Source organism: Lelliottia nimipressuralis, from assembly GCF_004402045.1.
GTDB classification, from domain to species: Bacteria; Pseudomonadota; Gammaproteobacteria; order Enterobacterales; family Enterobacteriaceae; genus Enterobacter; species Enterobacter chinensis.
On record NZ_SOMG01000011.1, the window covers coordinates 339,790 to 358,265 of the forward strand.

The window sequence follows — 18,476 nt, forward strand, 5'->3', positions numbered from 1 at the left end:
ACCATGCACATTACATTGCGTCAGCTGGAGGTCTTTGCCGAAGTGCTGAAAAGCGGATCGACAACACAAGCCTCGCAGATGCTGGCGCTCTCTCAATCTGCGGTCAGCGCGGCGTTGACCGATCTCGAAGGGCAGCTGGGCGTTCAGCTTTTCGACAGGGTAGGGAAGCGTCTGGTGGTCAACGAACATGGCCGTCTGCTCTACCCGCGCGCGCTGGCATTGCTGGAACAGGCTATCGAAATCGAACAGCTGTTCCGTGAAGAAAACGGTGCGATCCGCGTCTACGCCAGCAGCACGATCGGGAATTACATCCTGCCGGAAGTGATTGCCCGCTACCGCCGGGATTTCCCGACCCTGCCGCTGGAGATGAGCGTGGGGAACAGCCAGGACGTCATCAACGCGGTGATCGATTTTCGCGTGGATATCGGCCTCATCGAAGGACCCTGCCATAACGTCGATATCATTGCCGAGCCCTGGCTGGAGGATGAACTGGTGGTGTTTGCTTCCCCGGCCTCGTCTTTACTGCAGGGGGAAGTGACGCTGGAACGCCTCGCGCAGGCGCAGTGGATCCTGCGTGAGCAGGGCTCCGGTACGCGGGAAATTGTCGATTACCTGCTGCTTTCCCATCTGCCGCAATTCCAGCTGGGGATGGAGCTGGGTAACTCGGAGGCCATCAAGCATGCGGTGCGCCACGGGCTGGGCATCAGCTGTCTTTCCCGGCGGGTCATTGCGGAACAGCTTGAGACGGGCTCGCTGGTGGAAATTTCCGTTCCGCTCCCGAAACTGGTACGCACGCTGTGGTGTATTCACCATCGTCAGAAACACCTTTCCAGCTCGCTACAGCGTTTTCTGCGCTATTGCGAGATGTAATCTTCTCCTCACCCTGACCCTCTCCTCAAATGGGAGAGGGGAAAGCCCCGATTTCTGCTTTACTTATAATCTTGGCCGAGTCATGAAGCTCTCTTATAACTGAGTATTTCTGCCGGAAGGAACGCGGATCGTCTGCTACAATCGCGCCTCATTTATTAAATGGACAGCATTTTCACATGGTTTCAGAAATTAAAACCACAGAAGCGCCCACGCTACGTCGTGAACTTAAGGCGCGTCACCTGACGATGATCGCCATTGGCGGTTCAATCGGTACAGGTCTTTTCGTTGCCTCTGGTGCAACAATTTCGGCAGCAGGCCCGGGTGGGGCACTTTTCTCTTATATCCTGATTGGCCTGATGGTGTATTTCCTGATGACCAGCCTGGGCGAACTGGCCGCGTACATGCCGGTATCCGGTTCGTTTTCGACATACGGTCAAAAATACGTTGAAGAAGGCTTCGGCTTCGCGCTGGGCTGGAACTACTGGTACAACTGGGCGGTGACCATCGCCGTTGACCTTGTCGCCGCACAGCTGGTGATGAACTGGTGGTTCCCGGATACGCCGGGCTGGATCTGGAGCGCGCTGTTCCTGGCCGTCATCTTCCTGCTGAACTACATCTCCGTGCGCGGTTTCGGCGAAGCGGAATACTGGTTCTCTTTGATCAAAGTGGCAACCGTCATCATCTTTATCGTCGTCGGTGTGGCGATGATCGTTGGTATTTTCAAAGGCGCTGAACCTGTGGGCTGGAGTAACTGGACAATAGGCGATGCGCCGTTTGCCGGTGGCTTTTCGGCGATGATTGGCGTGGCAATGATTGTCGGCTTCTCCTTCCAGGGGACCGAGCTGATTGGTATCGCCGCCGGTGAGTCAGAGAACCCGGAGAAAAATATTCCGCGTGCGGTCCGTCAGGTCTTCTGGCGTATCCTGCTGTTCTATGTGTTCGCAATCCTGATTATCAGTCTGATCATTCCGTACACCGATCCAAGCCTGCTGCGTAATGACGTAAAAGACATTAGCGTCAGCCCGTTCACGCTGGTCTTCCAGCACGCCGGTCTGCTTTCTGCCGCGGCAGTGATGAACGCCGTGATCCTGACCGCCGTGCTTTCAGCCGGTAACTCCGGGATGTACGCGTCCACCCGCATGCTCTACACGCTGGCGTGCGACGGTAAAGCACCGCGTATCTTCGCGAAACTGTCCCGTGGCGGCGTACCGCGTAACGCGCTGTACGCGACAACGGTGATTGCCGGTATGTGTTTCCTGACCTCTATGTTTGGCAACCAGACGGTATACCTGTGGCTGCTTAACACGTCCGGGATGACGGGCTTTATTGCCTGGCTGGGCATTGCCATTAGCCACTACCGTTTCCGCCGTGGCTACGTCATGCAGGGGCACGATCTTAACAACCTGCCGTATCGCTCAGGATTCTTCCCGCTGGGGCCTATTTTTGCCTTCATTCTGTGCCTGATCATTACGCTGGGACAGAACTATGAAGCCTTCCTGGCGGACACCATTGACTGGGGCGCCGTCACGGCAACCTATATTGGTATTCCGCTGTTCCTTGTCATCTGGTTGGGTTACAAACTGACCAAAGGAACACGCTTCGTTCGCTACAGTGAAATGGAATTCCCGGAACGATTTAAATAATAACCGCACTTCCTCTCTATTTAGCCCGCTCATTCGAGCGGGCTTTTTTATGGTCGCTTAGAAACTATAAGTCATACCGACGGTATAGCGGCGGCCGTCGAGTACGGTGTCGTAGGTTTCGTAATCAATCTGCTTATCAAGCACGTTATAAACACCGGCGGTAAGCAGCAGGTTCTTATTCGCGTTATAGCGCAGGCCCACATCAACCTGGGTATAAGACGGCGTGCCCTGAGACATTGACGTGCGGCTCAGGTATTCAGAGGTTTTACCGCGCAGATTCAGACGGCTCCAGAATCCAACATCCGGCGTGGCCTGCCAGTCCAGCGTGGTGTTGAACATGTGCTTCGGCATTTTGTTCAGCGGCTTACCGGAGAATTGGCCACTTTTTTGTTCAGATTCGGTGTAGGTGTAGTTAGCGGTCCAGTTAAGATCGCGCGTGATTTTCCAGCCGAAGGTGGATTCCACGCCGCGCATGTTAGCCTTGTCGACGTTGACGCGATCGCTGACGAAATCATAGGTATGATTGCCGATGGTACAGGCGGGATCCGCACTGCTGTTGCAGCGCCGCACTTCAGTGATTTTGTCCTTGAAGTCGGTATTGAACAGCGTCACTCCAGCATTAAGGTTGTCGCTGTTGTCCCAGAGCAGGGCGATCTCTTCACTCAGGCTTTTCTCCGGTTTCAGGTCCGGGTTCCCTACGATGATACCGTCAAGGCGTCCACCGCCCGTTGCCTGGCCCCAGCTGGCAGAAGACTGGCGCAGGTCCGGCGCACGGTAGCCAGCAGAGACTCCGCCCTTCAGCGTCCACTGTTCTGCCAGATGCCATACGCCATAGCCGCGTGGCGTCCAGTTGGTACCGTAGTTTTGGTCTTTATCCATTCGCAGACCGCCGGTCAGCGTAAAGCTGTCGGTCATTGCCCATTCATCTTCGGCAAACAGTGCCCAGCTCCAGCGCGTCAGTTTGTTCAGCCCATCAGCGGCTTCCAGCTGGTTGCCGTTGTCGCGCAGTTTCTCATAACGATACTGCCCGCCGAGGGTCAGGGTGTGATCGCCCAGGAAGATCTGGTTTTGGTTGTTGAACGTAGTGTTCCAGGAGCGCATGTCACGATCCGGGTTGTTCGTCTCTTCCTGCTGGATGTAGCTGGTGGTATTGAAGTCGCTGTAATAGCCGCTGTGGGTTAATGAGTACGTTGTATGCTCGTAGCGTGTCTCACTTTTGGTATTCGGCTTACAGGTATTACCGCGGCAGGTTTCAGCCGCTTTAGACATGCCTGGCGTACTGTTTCTGTCCTGAAGTTCACGGGCAAAATCGAGGTCGATATCATTTTGCTCGTCCGGGGTAAAGTTCAGCGTAACGCCGCCGTTACGCATTTTCTGCTCGTTATAACCGTTTACGATTTTATCTTCCGAGCGGCGTGACAGCAGGCCCGTCACTTTTGCGCCAAGCAGGCCGTCAATCAGAGGGCCAGAGGCATAAGCGTTGGTCTGGAAGATATCGCCGGAATCACTGTTTTCCTGGAACGTACCATCCCCGTGCAGGGAACCGGTCCAGGCTTTAGTATTCGACACTTTTTTGGTGATGACGTTAATCACGCCGCCCATGGCGTCTGAGCCATACAGCGATGACATAGGGCCGCGGATCACTTCAATGCGCTCAATGGATTCCAGCGGCGGTAGCCAGCCTTGTTCAATACCCGCGTTGTCGCTGTTAGGGCGCGTGCTGCGCGTGCTGACACGCTTGCCGTTGACCAGGAAAAGGGTGTACTGGGATGCCATGCCGCGAATACTGATATCGCTGCTGCTGCCCCCGCCGGTGACGACCACGCCGGGCACATCTTTCAGCGCATCGGTGACGTCGCGATAGGCTTTGTCTTCAATTTGCTGTTTCGAAATGACGGAGATGGAGGCGGGAGCATTCTGGATCTTTTGTTCAAAACCCGTGGCGGTGACGACAACGGTGTCTTGATCGGCTGCATGAACGAATGGTGGAAGTGTGGCGACGCCAACGGCGATAGCCAGTGCCTTAACGCGAGGTATAGTCATTTGTACATTCCGTATAAAAAGAAAAAAACTCCATCGGGATAACCCTGATAACGCTATGTCTTTGTCTTGTAAGAACGCTTTGTGATGGAGAAGAGCCTGGAATTGTACAAAAGAATGTAGATTTGTAAACACAAATGATAATCGAAATCATTTGTGTTTGATGTTAGATTCAGACTAATGATGCACATTCAAAAAAATAAGATAGGGAAGCTTGCCCGGTAAGCAGAGCGTCACCGGGCGAGAAGGGCACTTACCTGAACAAATGCTCCGCATGGAAGCGGAGATGGTCCTCAATAAAGGACGCAATGAAGTAATAGCTGTGATCGTATCCCGGTTGAATGCGCAGCGTCAGCGGCCAGTCTTTCTGGCGTGCAGCTTCTGCCAGCACCGCAGGCTGTAGCTGTCCGGCGAGGAATTGATCCGCATCACCCTGATCGATGAGAGTGGGAATGACCTCTTCAGCGTTGCTGTTCAGCATCAGCGCGCAGCTGTCCCACGCCAGCCATTTTTCCGCATCTTCACCCAGATAATGGGTAAAGGCTTTTTGCCCCCACGGTACCTGAGAGGGGTTCACAATAGGCGCAAATGCCGACACGCTGGTGTATTTACCCGGGTTTTTCAGTGCCATTATCAGCGCCCCGTGTCCGCCCATCGAGTGGCCGCTAATCGCGCAGCGGTTACCTACCGCAAACTCAGACTGCACCAGGGCAGGAAGTTCATCGCGAATGTAATCATACATACGGTAGTGGCGCGCCCAGGGCTGCGCGGTCGCATTCAGATAAAAACCGGCACCTTTACCCAGATCGTATCCTGCATCGTCGGCCACATCATCGCCACGCGGGCTGGTGTCTGGCATCACCAGTGCAATGCCCAGCTCGGCGGCAATACGTTGTGCACCTGCTTTAGTGGTGAAGTTTTCGTCGTTGCAGGTCAGGCCTGAAAGCCAGAACAGAACCGGAGGGTTTTCCGTCGGGGGCAGGAAAATGCTGAACGTCATCGCACAGTTCAGAACGGTGGAGTCGTGCCGCCAGCGCTGCTGTCGACCTTCAAAACAACGGTGCTCTTCGAGCAGTTCCATGCAGGGCTCCTTAATGAGAATGCGCATTCATAACATCCATAATACAGCGTTTTCATTGACCTGTGAGTAACTTTCACTTTCGCCGGACGGCGAGATGCTGCATCATAAATTTACTTTTCTTTAACATTTGGAGCCGTCATGGCGCTGCGTATTGCGCTCAGTGGGTTTGTCGTTCTGGTGGTGGCAATGGGAATCGGGCGTTTTGCCTTTACGCCTCAGGTGCCGCTAATGATTGCTGCCGGGCAGCTTACGTTGACCAGCGCGGGTCTGGTCGCGGCGATGAATTATCTGGGCTATCTGGTGGGCGCATGGGATGCGATGCGCGCCCACCGCTTTGTTGAAACGCGCCTCTGGCTTGGCATCACTGGCGCGGTGGCGCTGACGCTGCTCTCCGCTGCGGCGGATAACGCCATCGTGCACGGCCTGCTGCGCTTTGTGATTGGCTGCATGAGCGGCTGGTCAATGGTGCTTATTGCCGCATGGACTAACGAGCGGCTGGGACAACTGGGTAAACCGGGTCTGAGCGCTGCCGTGTTTGCCGGCCCGGGCGCGGGAATTGCCCTGAGCGGGTTGCTCGCCGTGTATATCCAGGCGAAATCCCTTTCGGCCGGGGCGGCATGGCAAATCTACGGCGTGCTGGCGCTGGTGCTGATTGTGCTGGTGGCGCGCTACCTGCCGCGAGCCGGTCAACTCCATCGACCAGGAACCGCGCCGGAGCCGCTGGTGCTGACGGCGGATTTAAAGCGTCTGGTCTGGAGCTACAGCCTGGCCGGGTTTGGTTATATTCTGCCGGCGACCTTCTTATCGCAGATGGCGGCCGTACGTTTTCCCGGCAGCCTGTTTGCCCAGTTTGTCTGGCCTATTTTTGGTATCGCCGCCGTGGTGGGGATTGCGCTCAGCATTCTGTTGCGCCACACCTCAACGGCTAACCGCAGGCTGGCTATTGTGTTGTGGTTACAGGGGGCTGGGGTACTGGCGGCCTGGCTGCTGCCGGGAATAGGCGGATTGCTGACGGGTGGGCTACTGGTTGGCGGTGGGTTCCTCTGCGCCGTTCAGCTCTCGCTTTTATACGGTCGCGAGCTGGCACCGAACCACACGCGGTACATGGCGGGACTGCTTACCACCGGGTATGCGATTGGGCAACTGGTGGGGCCGGTGACCTCGGCGTTTTCGACCTGGCTTACCCACCGGCTGGAGCCTGCGCTGGGCCTCGCGGGTCTTGCGCTGTTCGTCGGGGGGGGCCTGGTCTGGAATCGTCACGCTGAAAGGCAACAGCAATTGCAATAATTATCGTCGTGAATACTGGATTATGTGCGCGGCCTCACGCACAATGAGCGCATACTTTTGCCACAACGAGGGCAAAAGACGCCACACCTGCAGGAGAACAAAATGTCATCACTCAGTAAAGAAGCTGCCCTGGTCCACGAAGCCCTGGTTGCGCGCGGTCTTGAAACGCCACTGCGTCCACCCGTTCAGGATCTGGACAATGAAACCCGCAAGCGTCTGATTGCCGGTCATATGACCGATATCATGGAGCTGCTGAATCTCGATCTGAGTGACGACAGTCTGATGGAGACGCCGCACCGTATCGCAAAAATGTACGTCGACGAAATTTTCTCCGGCCTGGATTACGCCAACTTCCCGAAAATCACCGTCATCGAAAATAAGATGAAGGTGGACGAGATGGTCACGGTACGCGATATCACGCTGACCAGCACCTGCGAACACCATTTCGTCACCATTGACGGTAAAGCGACCGTGGCGTATATCCCAAAAGATACGGTGATTGGCCTGTCGAAGATCAACCGCATCGTGCAGTTCTTTGCTCAGCGTCCGCAGGTGCAGGAGCGTCTGACGCAGCAGATCCTGACCGCGCTGCAAACGCTGCTGGGCACCAATAACGTGGCTGTCTCTATCGACGCGGTTCACTACTGCGTGAAAGCGCGCGGCGTGCGTGATGCCACCAGCGCGACCACAACAACCTCGCTGGGTGGTCTGTTTAAATCGAGCCAGAATACCCGCCAGGAGTTCCTGCGCGCTGTACGTCACCACAACTAATCGGACAGGGCAGGGACCATGGAGCGAAACGTCACGCTCGATTTTGTTCGCGGCGTCGCCATTCTCGGTATCCTGCTGCTTAATATTAGCGCCTTCGGTCTGCCGAAGGCGGCTTATCTCAATCCTGCGTGGTATGGCGACATCACACGCAGTGATGCCTGGACGTGGGCAGTCCTCGATCTCTTCGCACAGGTCAAATTCCTCACGCTCTTTGCCCTGCTGTTTGGCGCAGGCCTGCAGCTCCTCCTCAAACGCGGAACGCGCTGGATACAGTCGCGCCTGACGCTGTTGGTTCTCCTCGGGTTTATCCACGGCCTGTTCTTCTGGGACGGCGATATTCTTCTCGCTTATGGGTTAGTCGGGCTCATCTGCTGGCGCCTCATTCGCGACGCGCGCAGCGTAAAAAGCCTGTTTAACACCGGTGTGATGCTTTATGTCATGGGGCTTGGGGTACTGCTGCTGTTAGGAATGATCTCTGGTGAGGCGACAAACCGTTCCTGGATCCCGGATGCCGCTAACCTGCAGTACGAGCAATACTGGAAGCTGAAAGGCGGTACGGAAGCGATAAGCAATCGTGCGGATATGCTGGGAGATAACCTCCTTGCGCTGGGCGCGCAATACGGCTGGCAGCTGGCGGGAATGATGCTGATGGGCGCGTCACTGATGCGCACCGGCTGGCTGAAAGGCGAATTCAGCCTGCGCCACTATCGCCGCACGGGCGCGGGCCTGGTGCTGCTTGGCGTGTTGATTAACCTCCCGGCGGTGATTGCTCAGTGGCACCTCCACTGGGATTACCGCTGGTGCGCTTTCCTGCTCCAGGTGCCGCGCGAACTGAGCGCACCGTTCCAGACTATCGGCTACGCAGCGCTGATCTATGGCTTCTGGCCAACGCTTTCTCGCCTGTGGATTGTCAGCGCTATCGCCTGCGTGGGTCGCATGGCGTTAAGCAATTACCTCCTGCAAACGCTGATATGCACCACGCTTTTCTATCGCTTTGGTCTGTTTATGAAATTCGACCGCCTCGCGCTGCTGGCGTTTGTTATCCCGGTCTGGGTAGTGAACCTGGCGTTTTCTGTTCTCTGGCTACGTTATTTTCGCCAGGGGCCGCTGGAGTGGGTGTGGCGTCAGTTAACCGCACATGCTTCAGGGGTATCATTGAAAAACACATCCAGATAACGATCTGGATCACAATCATTAACAAAACGGATGTAAGCGTTTTCATGAGTGTGAGCTTCTTCACGTAGTCCCCTTTCTCTCACTGCCAAAATAGCCACCTTGCTAAACACAGGGGGTGTCTGTGAGTTGCTGCAATCCTTTGAAGGATGGTGAATATGATCACCATTCGTGACGTCGCCCGTCAGGCGGGCGTTTCTGTGGCTACCGTTTCGCGCGTGCTGAACAACAGCGCGCTGGTCAGCCCTGAAACCCGTGAAACAGTAATGAAAGCCGTGACCCAGCTTGGGTACCGGCCAAATGCCAATGCCCAGGCGCTTGCGACGCAGGTCAGCGACACCATCGGCGTGGTGGTGATGGATGTCTCCGATGCCTTTTTCGGCGCGCTGGTGAAAGCGGTTGATGTGGTCGCCCAGCAGCACCAGAAATACGTCCTGATCGGCAATAGCTATCATGAGGCGGAAAAAGAACGCTATGCCATCGAAGTGCTGATCCGCCAGCGCTGTAACGCTTTGATTGTCCACTCAAAAGCCCTGAGCGACGAAGAGTTAATCGGGTTTATGGATCAGATCCCGGGTATGGTGTTGATCAACCGCATCGTCCCGGGCTACGCCCACCGCTGCGTCGGACTGGATAACGTCAGTGGCGCAATGATGGCCACGAAAATGCTCATCAACAACGGGCATCAGCGGATTGGTTATCTGGCCTCCAGCCATCAGATTGAAGATGACGAACTGCGGCGCGAGGGGTGGCAAAACGCCCTGAAAGAGCACGGCATTACGCCATCAGACAGCTGGACAGGGACCGGCACGCCGGACATGCAGGGCGGTGAGGCGGCCATGGTGGAGCTGCTGGGCCGCAATCTGCAGCTTACCGCGGTGTTTGCCTATAACGACAGCATGGCGGCTGGCGCCCTGACGGCATTGAAAGATAACGGCATTGCGGTGCCACAGCATTTATCACTCATCGGCTTTGACGATATTCCGATTGCCCGTTACACCGACCCGCAGCTGACAACGGTGCGTTACCCCATTGCCTCTATGGCTAAACTGGCGACTGAGCTGGCGTTACAGGGGGCGGCAGGGCTGCTGGATCCGGGGGCAACACATTGTTTCATGCCGACTTTAGTACGTCGTCACTCCGTCGCGGCCCGGCAAATTGTGGTTCCGATCACTAACTGATTACATGAGGTGATGTAACCGTTTTCAATCTGTGAGTAAATTCACAGTATCTTAACAAGGCGCTGACTATGATGTCAGCGTTTTAGGGGCTGAAACGCTATGTAACAGTGATTATTCACTTTCACTATAGCCAATGTGCCGCAAACAACGAATAAAACGCATTTCTGGAGCGTTACCGAACACGGAAGATAGAAATTTTATAAGTGAACTTCGGCTGTCAGTAACGTTTTATTAACACCTGCCCGCCGATCGTTATTCACAAGAACTACCCTGCATAAAAAAAACCGGAGATACCATGAATAAGAAGGTGTTGACCCTGTCTGCTGTAATGGCAAGCATGCTTTTTGGTGCAGCAGCGCACGCTGCAGATACCCGTATTGGTGTGACCATCTATAAATACGACGACAACTTCATGTCTGTTGTGCGTAAAGCAATTGAGAAAGATGCTAAAGCAGCGCCAGACGTTCAGCTGCTGATGAATGACTCCCAGAATGACCAGTCCAAACAGAACGACCAGATCGACGTTCTGCTGGCGAAAGGCGTGAAAGCCCTGGCTATCAACCTGGTTGACCCGGCTGCAGCAGGCACGGTTATTGAGAAAGCGCGCGGCCAGAATGTGCCAATCGTCTTCTTCAACAAAGAACCTTCCCGTAAAGCGCTGGATAGCTATGACAAAGCGTTCTACGTGGGTACCGACTCCAAAGAGTCCGGTATTATTCAGGGCGATCTGATCGCGAAACACTGGGCGGCGAACCCGAACTGGGACCTGAACAAAGATGGTCAGATCCAGTTCGTTCTGCTGAAAGGCGAGCCTGGCCACCCGGATGCTGAAGCGCGTACTACTTACGTTATCAAAGAGCTGAACGACAAGGGTCTGAAAACCCAGCAGCTGGCGTTAGATACCGCAATGTGGGATACCGCTCAGGCAAAAGATAAGATGGACGCGTGGCTGTCCGGCCCTAACGCGAACAAAATCGAAGTGGTTATTGCCAACAACGATGCGATGGCAATGGGTGCGGTAGAAGCGCTGAAAGCACACAATAAATCGTCCATCCCGGTATTTGGTGTGGATGCGCTGCCAGAAGCGCTGGCGCTGGTTAAATCCGGTGCGATGGCCGGTACCGTGCTGAACGATGCCAACAACCAGGCGAAAGCGACCTTCGATCTGGCGAAAAACCTGGCCGATGGCAAGGGCGCGGCAGATGGCACCAGCTGGAAAATTGAAAACAAAATCGTTCGCGTACCTTACGTGGGCGTAGACCAGTCCAACCTGGCTGAGTTTATCGGTAAATAAGTTAGCGGTACTGTCTCCACTGGGCGCAATTCGTTGCGCCCTTTTATAACGCGATATGCGAGGCCAACAAGGTATAATTATGGTCAGCACAACTACTCAGTCATCCGGTGAATACCTGTTGGAAATGAGCGGTATCAACAAGTCATTTCCCGGTGTTAAGGCACTCGATAATGTTAATTTAAAAGTTCGTCCTCACTCTATTCATGCGTTGATGGGTGAGAACGGTGCGGGTAAATCAACATTATTAAAATGTCTTTTTGGGATCTATCAAAAAGATTCTGGCAGCATTCTTTTTCAGGGGAAAGAGATCGATTTCCATTCAGCGAAAGAAGCACTGGAAAACGGTATCTCGATGGTTCACCAGGAATTAAACCTGGTACTGCAGCGTTCGGTCATGGATAACATGTGGTTGGGGCGTTATCCAACCAAAGGTGTTTTTGTCGATCAGGAAAAAATGTATCGCGACACCAAAGCGATTTTCGATGAGCTGGATATTGATATTGACCCGCGCGCCCGCGTGGGAACATTATCCGTATCCCAAATGCAGATGATCGAAATTGCTAAGGCGTTCTCCTATGATGCGAAAATCGTCATCATGGACGAACCCACATCGTCATTAACGGAAAAAGAGGTTAATCACCTTTTTACCATTATTCGTAAGCTGAAAGAGCGCGGCTGCGGCATTGTGTATATCTCGCACAAAATGGAAGAGATCTTCCAGCTGTGTGATGAGATAACCATCCTGCGCGACGGCCAGTGGATTGCCACGCAGCCGCTGGAAGGGCTGGACATGGACAAGATCATCGCCATGATGGTCGGCCGTTCCCTGAACCAGCGCTTCCCGGACAAAGAAAACAAGCCGGGTGAAGTGATCCTGGAAGTGCGTAACCTGACCTCGTTACGCCAGCCGTCTATCCGCGACGTCTCCTTCGACCTGCACAAGGGTGAAATCCTGGGGATTGCCGGCCTGGTGGGGGCAAAACGTACCGACATCGTGGAAACCCTGTTTGGCATCCGTGAGAAAGCTCAAGGCACCATTACGCTGCATGGTAAGAAAATCAATAACCACAACGCCAACGAAGCCATTAATAATGGTTTTGCGCTGGTGACGGAAGAGCGTCGTTCGACCGGTATTTATGCCTATCTGGATATTAACTTTAACTCGTTAATTTCTAATATTCGCAATTACAAAAACAAAATTGGTCTGCTGGATAACTCCCGCATGAAGAGCGATACCCAATGGGTTATTGACTCCATGCGCGTGAAAACGCCAGGACACCGCACCCAGATTGGTTCGCTTTCGGGCGGTAACCAGCAGAAAGTCATTATCGGCCGTTGGTTATTAACCCAGCCAGAAATTCTGATGCTGGATGAACCGACCCGCGGTATTGACGTCGGCGCGAAGTTTGAAATCTATCAGCTGATTGCCGAGCTGGCGAAAAAGAATAAAGGGATCATTATTATTTCTTCCGAAATGCCGGAATTGTTAGGGATCACAGATCGTATTCTGGTTATGAGCAATGGTCTCGTTGCCGGTATTGTTGACACCAAAACGACAACGCAAAACGAAATTTTGCGTCTTGCGTCTTTGCACCTTTAAGATCAGGGGCTCCTCATGAGTGCGTTAAATAAGAAAAGTTTTCTCACTTACCTGAAAGAAGGCGGTATTTACGTTGTTCTTTTAGTACTGCTGGCTATTATCATTTTCCAGGACCCTACGTTCTTAAGCCTGTTGAACCTGAGTAACATTCTGACCCAGTCTTCCGTGCGTATTATCATTGCGCTGGGCGTGGCGGGCCTGATCGTGACCCAGGGGACGGACCTCTCCGCGGGGCGACAGGTTGGTCTGGCGGCGGTTATCGCGGCAACCCTGCTGCAGTCGATGGAAAACGCCAACAAGGTCTTCCCGGAAATGGCTACCATGCCAATTTTCGTGGTGATCCTGATTGTCTGCGCCATCGGCGCGGTGATTGGTCTGATCAACGGTATTATCATCGCTTACCTGAACGTGACGCCATTCATCACCACGTTGGGTACGATGATCATCGTTTACGGTATCAACTCCCTGTATTACGACTTTGTCGGTGCTTCTCCTATCTCTGGCTTTGACAGCGGCTTCTCGACCTTTACGCAAGGGTTTATCGCGCTGGGCAGCTTCCGCCTGTCGTATATCACCTTCTATGCGCTGATTGCGGTGGCCTTCGTCTGGATCCTGTGGAACAAAACGCGCTTTGGTAAAAACATCTTCGCTATCGGCGGTAACCCGGAAGCGGCGAAAGTCTCCGGCGTAAACGTTGCCCTGAACCTGCTCTTCATCTATGCCTTGTCCGGTGTGTTCTACGCTTTCGGTGGGATGCTGGAAGCGGGCCGTATCGGCTCTGCAACGAACAACCTTGGCTTCATGTACGAGCTGGATGCGATCGCAGCCTGCGTGGTGGGCGGTGTTTCCTTCAGCGGTGGTGTGGGTACCGTACTTGGCGTCGTGACCGGTGTGATCATCTTCACCGTCATCAACTACGGGTTGACCTACATCGGCGTGAACCCGTACTGGCAGTACATCATCAAAGGCGCCATCATTATCTTCGCGGTCGCGCTGGATTCACTGAAATACGCGCGTAAGAAGTAAGATTCTCTCGCATTATCCGGCCCGCTCAACGAGCGGGCTTTTTTTATGCCCTATGCAAGATTTGCCTCCTCTCGGGTCACAATGCGCTCAAACCAGTCGAGTTCAGAGAGCTTGCAGGCGACCCATTGTGCGGAAAAGGCCTCACCCAGGCTGTCGGTGAGATACTGACAGCGGGCAAAGGTTTCAATCGCTTCCTGCTGAAACAGCGGCAGTTCGGGTTGATCCTGCTGCGGTTCAGGTAACTCCTCCACGTCGATATTTTCCAGCCCGTACAGCATGCCGGTCAGGATGGTTGCGGCCACCAGATACGGATTCGCATCAGCCCCGGCCAGCCGATACTCGATACGACGGTTGCTGTCATCCGAGCAGGGAATACGCAATGCGGCGGCGCGGGTGTTATAGCCCCAGGAGTTAAACACGGGTTCCGTCAGGTTTTTACGCAAGCGACGAAACGCGTTAACGCCTGGCGCAAGAATGGCGACGGAGGCGGGCATCAGCGCCAGCTGGCCCGCGATGCATAAACGCATCATGCTGTTAAGCGCGTTCACCGGTGAGGCAAAGACGTTCTCACCGCGGCTGTCATTGAGGCTGAAATGGAAGTGCAAACCGCTGCCGGAAAGCTCACTGAAAGGCTTGGCCATAAAGTTGGCCTGCAGGCCGTGCTTTTCGGCAACGTATCGGGTCAGGCGGCGCAGCGCCAGCACGTTATCACAGACCTCAACTACGCGGTGGCTATGTTTCAGGTTTAATTCGTACTGGCCGGACTCGGCTTCCGCCACGATCCCGGTCAGCGGGATGCGCTGGAGGTGTGCCAGCTGTTCCAGCTCGTCAAACAGCGCCGCGTGGGCTGTCGTGGTATCCATATGAAAACAGCCCTGATTTTGCGCATCCTGGCGTTCATGTCCCGTCAGATAAAATTCGATTTCCGGGGCAATGACCGGGAAGAGGCCGTGCTGGTGGAAGCGGGCAAGGACGTTCTGCAGGATCGCGCGCGGCTCAAGCAGGCAGGGTTTATTGTCGCTGTCTTTCATCGTCAGCAGGATCTGTGCGTTGTGCTGCGGATCCTGCGGACAGGGGCGCAGGGAGCCGGCAACGGGGACGCAGAGTCGGTCGGGTTCATCATGAAGCGGGGCGGCGATTTTGCCTTTCTGGTCCATCGAGTAGACGGAAAGGGGAAAATAACAGCCGTTTTCCAGAGACAGCATGCTCTCTACCGAGAGGCGCTTGCCGCGCATCGTGCCGTTGATATCGTTCAGGTAAACGTCAACGTGTTTCGTCTGTGGATAGCGTTCCAGATAATCTGCCACTTCCACTGCAATGTTGTGCTGTAGGGCGTCAATTTTTTGATCAAGCCAGAGGCCAGAATTGAGTGCGCCAGGGAGTGATAAACCGGGAAAGTTAAAATACGGGCGAAGACTTTTCAGGAAAAACGCATTCATTATCGAGTTCATAGTCATTCTTCAATGAAGCCGTAGCGGCAGTGAACTCAGCTTAAAAGAGCCGGCGTAAAGGGGGGATAAAAAGCGTCAGGACCGGCGTAAAGAAAGTATAAAGGCGAACCTATTTTTTCTCTTTTTTCTGCATATCAAGCAGCTGTTCTGGCGTGACGGCAGGGTAACCCTGGGCGTCTTCAGGCACTTCATGCATCGCCGGAATCGGCACCAGCGGGCCTAAAAAGCGCGGTTCGCGTTTGAAGATATAGAGGTCAGCAAGGGCGCCAAAACGAGCACCAAACTCGCGGACGCGGACGCTCAGCATATCTTTTGGCGACGGCACCGCGTAGCACTGCGCCTGAATGCCCATATGCAGGGCGATAAACAGCGCGCGCTCGCAGTGGAAGCGCTGGGTAATGATGATGAAGTCATTGGTGTCGAAGACTTTGCGCGTGCGCACGATGGAATCCAAAGTGCGGAACCCGGCATAGTCGAGCACGATATCGGCAGGGTCCACGCCCGCGGCAATCAAGTCCTTACGCATCGTCACCGGCTCGTTGTAGCTTTGCAGGGCGTTATCCCCGCTTAACAGCAGGTAGTTCACCTTGCCGCTGTTGTAGGCGTTCAGCGCGCCCTGAATGCGGTAACGGTAATACTGGTTAATGACGCCGGTACGGTAATACTTGGCGGTGCCGAGCACCACGCCAACCTGACGATAAGGCAGGTCCTGCAGGTCATCAAAGATGTAGGGGGCGGTTTTCCAGCTCATCCAGCGATCGAGGCCCAGCACGATCAACAGCAGTATGCCGACCAGGACAGACAGGCTGTAAAAAACGCGCTTTAACATGCAGATGGCTCGTACCGAAGGTGAAATTTAACTCAGGCTACTTTACCCGCCTGGTTAGCGCAAGAAACAGCGACTCAACTGAGGGGTTTTTCAGCAAACGGGCGGGCATTTCTGCCCGCCGGAAGGATTACGCAAGCAGTACGCGGTCAATCGTCGTGCAGCCCAGCGCTTTAAGCGTCGCGGCGGTTGCATCCCACTGAATCAGCGGGGCATCGGCAATTTCTGCCAGAATGGCGCGCTGAATGTCAGGATAGTCATAGCCGTTCAGGCTCAGCAGGTTGAGTGCGCCCTGCAGCGGCGGCAGCGTTGGGTTAAACGCTGCGTTTTCTGCATAGCTGCCGCTAAAGATACGGCCATCGCGGCACTGCAGCGCTACGCCGCTCGGAGCCTTGCTGTACGGCGTGTGGCTCTTGTTGGCAGCGCGAATGGCCGCCTGGCTCAGGTCATCGCCGGACAGGGCGAAACCGTGGTCCTGCTCGTCCATCAGCAGCGTTTTGATCTCCAGATCTTTCGGGCCAAACGCGTCTGGCAGGTAATCCGCCAGCGTGTGCGGCGCGCGACCCGGCAGGTTGATGCGCAGCTGCAGCCCGCTGTTCAGCTCGTTCATAAACTGACGGCAGTGGCCGCAGGGGGTGTAGTTCACGGTAATGGCGCTCAGCGCTTTTTCACCGCGCAGCCAGGCGTGACTGATGGCGCTCTGCTCGGCGTGAACGGTTTGCTGCATGGTTGCGCCCAGGAACTCCATATTGCCGCCGAAGTACCAGGTGCCGCTGACGCCACGCGCGATGGCACCAACGTTGAAGTGGGAGAGATCGGCCCGCGCGCAGGCGGCGGCCAGGGGGAGCAGTGCGAAAGCCAGCGCGTCTTCGTCCAGTCCCGTTGCCTGTTTCAGCATCGTGACCTGCTCAGCCGTCAGCAGGGCGGGGAAGTGTGCATCTGCCAGAACGGGAGCCAGGGCTGACTGCAAATTCTCTGCAAGCTGGGCGAAAGCAGCTTGAAAACGTGGGTGCATGGCGTTTGCCTCATAAAGGTTAATGGATCGGTAGTTTACGGAGCCGTCAGGGCTTTATATGTGATCCACTTCTCATTATGTATGCAACTTATGAAATCAAAATGAAATTTGCGCGACGCATCGCAAATTTTAGCCCATTACCGCCAGAATCAGCGGGAAAATGAACGGGGCCAGCAGGGAGGTGATAATCCCGCAGATTACCAGCGCCAGGGAGCTAAACGCCCCTTCCTGATAATCCAGCTCCGCGCAGCGGGCGGTGCCCAGCGCGTGCGAGGCGGTGCCCATCGACAGTCCCCGTGCCGCCTTAGTATGAATACGCATCGCGTTCAGCAGGGTGTGACCAAACACCGCGCCGAGAATACCGACGAAAATAACGCACATCGCGCTGATGGCCGGAATACCGCCGAGGCTGCCGCCAACCGCCATCGCAATAGGCGTGGTCACCGATTTAGGCAGGATAGAGGCCGCAATCTGCGGGGAGGCCCCCATCAATAGCGCCACCGACGTCCCGGTGATCATCGCCACAAGGCTGCCCACAAAACAGATCGTAATGATGGATTTCCAGCGAGCGCGGATCTGGTGCAGCTGCTCATAAAGCGGAAAGGCCAGCGCGACAACGGCGGGCTGCAGCAGGTCGTTTAAAATTTTGCTGCCGGCAAAGTAGCGTTCATAAGGAATGCCGGTGAGCAGCAGGAACGGAATAATCACCACCATCGCCACCAGAAGCGGGTTCAGCAAGGGCATTTTGAAGCGTGCAGCAAGTTTGCGAGCGGCGAAGAACACCGCCAGGGTTAACGGCAGCGACCACCAGATATTGGCCATCATTTCTTTGTTTTCTCCCCAATCACGTTACGTTCGCCATGCACCAGATGTGAACTCCAGCTCACCACCAGGAAAACCACCAGCGTACTGACCGCGCAGGAGACCACAATCGGGCCGAACTGGGCTTTGAGCAGATCAAAATACTGCATGACTCCAACGCCGATAGGTACGAAAAGCAGCGCCATATAGCGAATGAGGACGAAGCAGCCGGGGTTGACCCACTTTGCGGGCAGGATTTGCAATGCCAGCAAAACAAAGAGGATCAGCATACCGATAATGCTGCCGGGAATGGTGATGGGCAGCAGCGAAGCGATGAAAATCCCGGCATACAGACAGGCGTAAATCAGGACGAATGCGCGCAGATATTGCCAGATAATGTTCAATGATTTACTCATG

Annotated in this window: 16 protein-coding genes; 9 read left to right on the forward strand and 7 right to left on the reverse strand. The window is 54.8% G+C overall.

Annotated elements, in window-relative coordinates; genetic code table 11:
- Window positions 1-3: 3 nt before the first annotated feature.
- The gene (gene yieE / locus E3U32_RS04855; protein ID WP_134347850.1) at window positions 4-870 is read left to right on the forward strand and encodes a DNA-binding transcriptional regulator YeiE; all 867 of its coding nucleotides are present in this window, start codon (window positions 4-6) and stop codon (window positions 868-870) included.
- Between the two features lie 176 nt (window positions 871-1,046).
- Window positions 1,047-2,513 carry an amino acid permease gene (locus E3U32_RS04860; protein ID WP_134347851.1) on the forward strand — a complete coding sequence of 489 codons (1,467 nt, stop codon included), beginning with the start codon at window positions 1,047-1,049 and terminating at the stop codon, window positions 2,511-2,513.
- 57 nt (window positions 2,514-2,570) lie between these two features.
- On the opposite strand, the gene E3U32_RS04865 is transcribed toward E3U32_RS04860, so the two are convergent.
- Complete coding sequence (locus E3U32_RS04865; protein ID WP_134347852.1) at window positions 2,571-4,556, reverse strand: ligand-gated channel protein; 1,986 nt, start codon at window positions 4,554-4,556, stop codon at window positions 2,571-2,573.
- Window positions 4,557-4,806: 250 nt separating this feature from the next.
- A complete protein-coding gene (gene fghA, locus E3U32_RS04870) occupies window positions 4,807-5,634 on the reverse strand; it encodes an S-formylglutathione hydrolase (RefSeq protein ID WP_134347853.1) in 828 nt (275 codons plus the stop codon).
- A 138-nt stretch (window positions 5,635-5,772) separates the two neighbouring features.
- Here fghA and E3U32_RS04875 point away from each other — a divergent pair, with 138 nt between their 5' ends.
- From E3U32_RS04875 to mglC, 7 genes are all read left to right on the forward strand, one after another.
- Window positions 5,773-6,921: a YbfB/YjiJ family MFS transporter gene (locus tag E3U32_RS04875; protein WP_134347854.1), complete on the forward strand. Its 1,149-nt coding sequence runs from the start codon at window positions 5,773-5,775 to the stop codon at window positions 6,919-6,921.
- Window positions 6,922-7,023: 102 nt separating this feature from the next.
- On the forward strand, window positions 7,024-7,692 hold the full coding sequence (gene folE / locus E3U32_RS04880) for a GTP cyclohydrolase I FolE (protein WP_008500927.1): 669 nt from the start codon (window positions 7,024-7,026) through the stop codon (window positions 7,690-7,692).
- An 18-nt stretch (window positions 7,693-7,710) separates the two neighbouring features.
- Complete coding sequence (yeiB, locus tag E3U32_RS04885; protein ID WP_134347855.1) at window positions 7,711-8,868, forward strand: DUF418 domain-containing protein YeiB; 1,158 nt, start codon at window positions 7,711-7,713, stop codon at window positions 8,866-8,868.
- A 155-nt stretch (window positions 8,869-9,023) separates the two neighbouring features.
- Window positions 9,024-10,046, forward strand: a complete 1,023-nt coding sequence (gene galS / locus E3U32_RS04890; protein WP_134347856.1) for an HTH-type transcriptional regulator GalS — start codon at window positions 9,024-9,026, stop codon at window positions 10,044-10,046.
- Between the two features lie 295 nt (window positions 10,047-10,341).
- Entirely contained in the window at window positions 10,342-11,340 is a 999-nt protein-coding gene (gene mglB / locus E3U32_RS04895) for a galactose/glucose ABC transporter substrate-binding protein MglB (RefSeq protein WP_134347857.1), read from the forward strand.
- 79 nt (window positions 11,341-11,419) lie between these two features.
- Window positions 11,420-12,940 (forward strand): galactose/methyl galactoside ABC transporter ATP-binding protein MglA, encoded by a 1,521-nt coding sequence (mglA, locus tag E3U32_RS04900; protein ID WP_134347858.1) that lies wholly within the window; start codon window positions 11,420-11,422, stop codon window positions 12,938-12,940.
- A 15-nt stretch (window positions 12,941-12,955) separates the two neighbouring features.
- A complete protein-coding gene (mglC, locus tag E3U32_RS04905) occupies window positions 12,956-13,966 on the forward strand; it encodes a galactose/methyl galactoside ABC transporter permease MglC (protein WP_029740401.1) in 1,011 nt (336 codons plus the stop codon).
- A 50-nt stretch (window positions 13,967-14,016) separates the two neighbouring features.
- Here mglC and E3U32_RS04910 read toward each other — a convergent pair whose 3' ends face one another.
- The 5 genes from E3U32_RS04910 to E3U32_RS04930 form a co-directional block, all read right to left on the reverse strand.
- Window positions 14,017-15,405, reverse strand: coding sequence for a glutamine synthetase family protein (locus tag E3U32_RS04910; protein WP_134348074.1), 1,389 nt, complete (start codon window positions 15,403-15,405; stop codon window positions 14,017-14,019).
- Between the two features lie 121 nt (window positions 15,406-15,526).
- Window positions 15,527-16,246, reverse strand: a complete 720-nt coding sequence (sanA, locus tag E3U32_RS04915) for an outer membrane permeability protein SanA (RefSeq protein WP_014884561.1) — start codon at window positions 16,244-16,246, stop codon at window positions 15,527-15,529.
- 127 nt (window positions 16,247-16,373) lie between these two features.
- Complete coding sequence (gene cdd, locus E3U32_RS04920) at window positions 16,374-17,258, reverse strand: cytidine deaminase (protein WP_134347859.1); 885 nt, start codon at window positions 17,256-17,258, stop codon at window positions 16,374-16,376.
- A gap of 129 nt (window positions 17,259-17,387) precedes the next feature.
- Entirely contained in the window at window positions 17,388-18,083 is a 696-nt protein-coding gene (locus E3U32_RS04925; protein WP_024908161.1) for a CidB/LrgB family autolysis modulator, read from the reverse strand.
- Window positions 18,080-18,475 carry a CidA/LrgA family protein gene (locus E3U32_RS04930; protein WP_014884558.1) on the reverse strand — a complete coding sequence of 132 codons (396 nt, stop codon included), beginning with the start codon at window positions 18,473-18,475 and terminating at the stop codon, window positions 18,080-18,082. Before E3U32_RS04930 ends, E3U32_RS04925 begins: the two co-directional genes overlap by 4 nt.
- Window position 18,476: the final 1 nt, after the last annotated feature.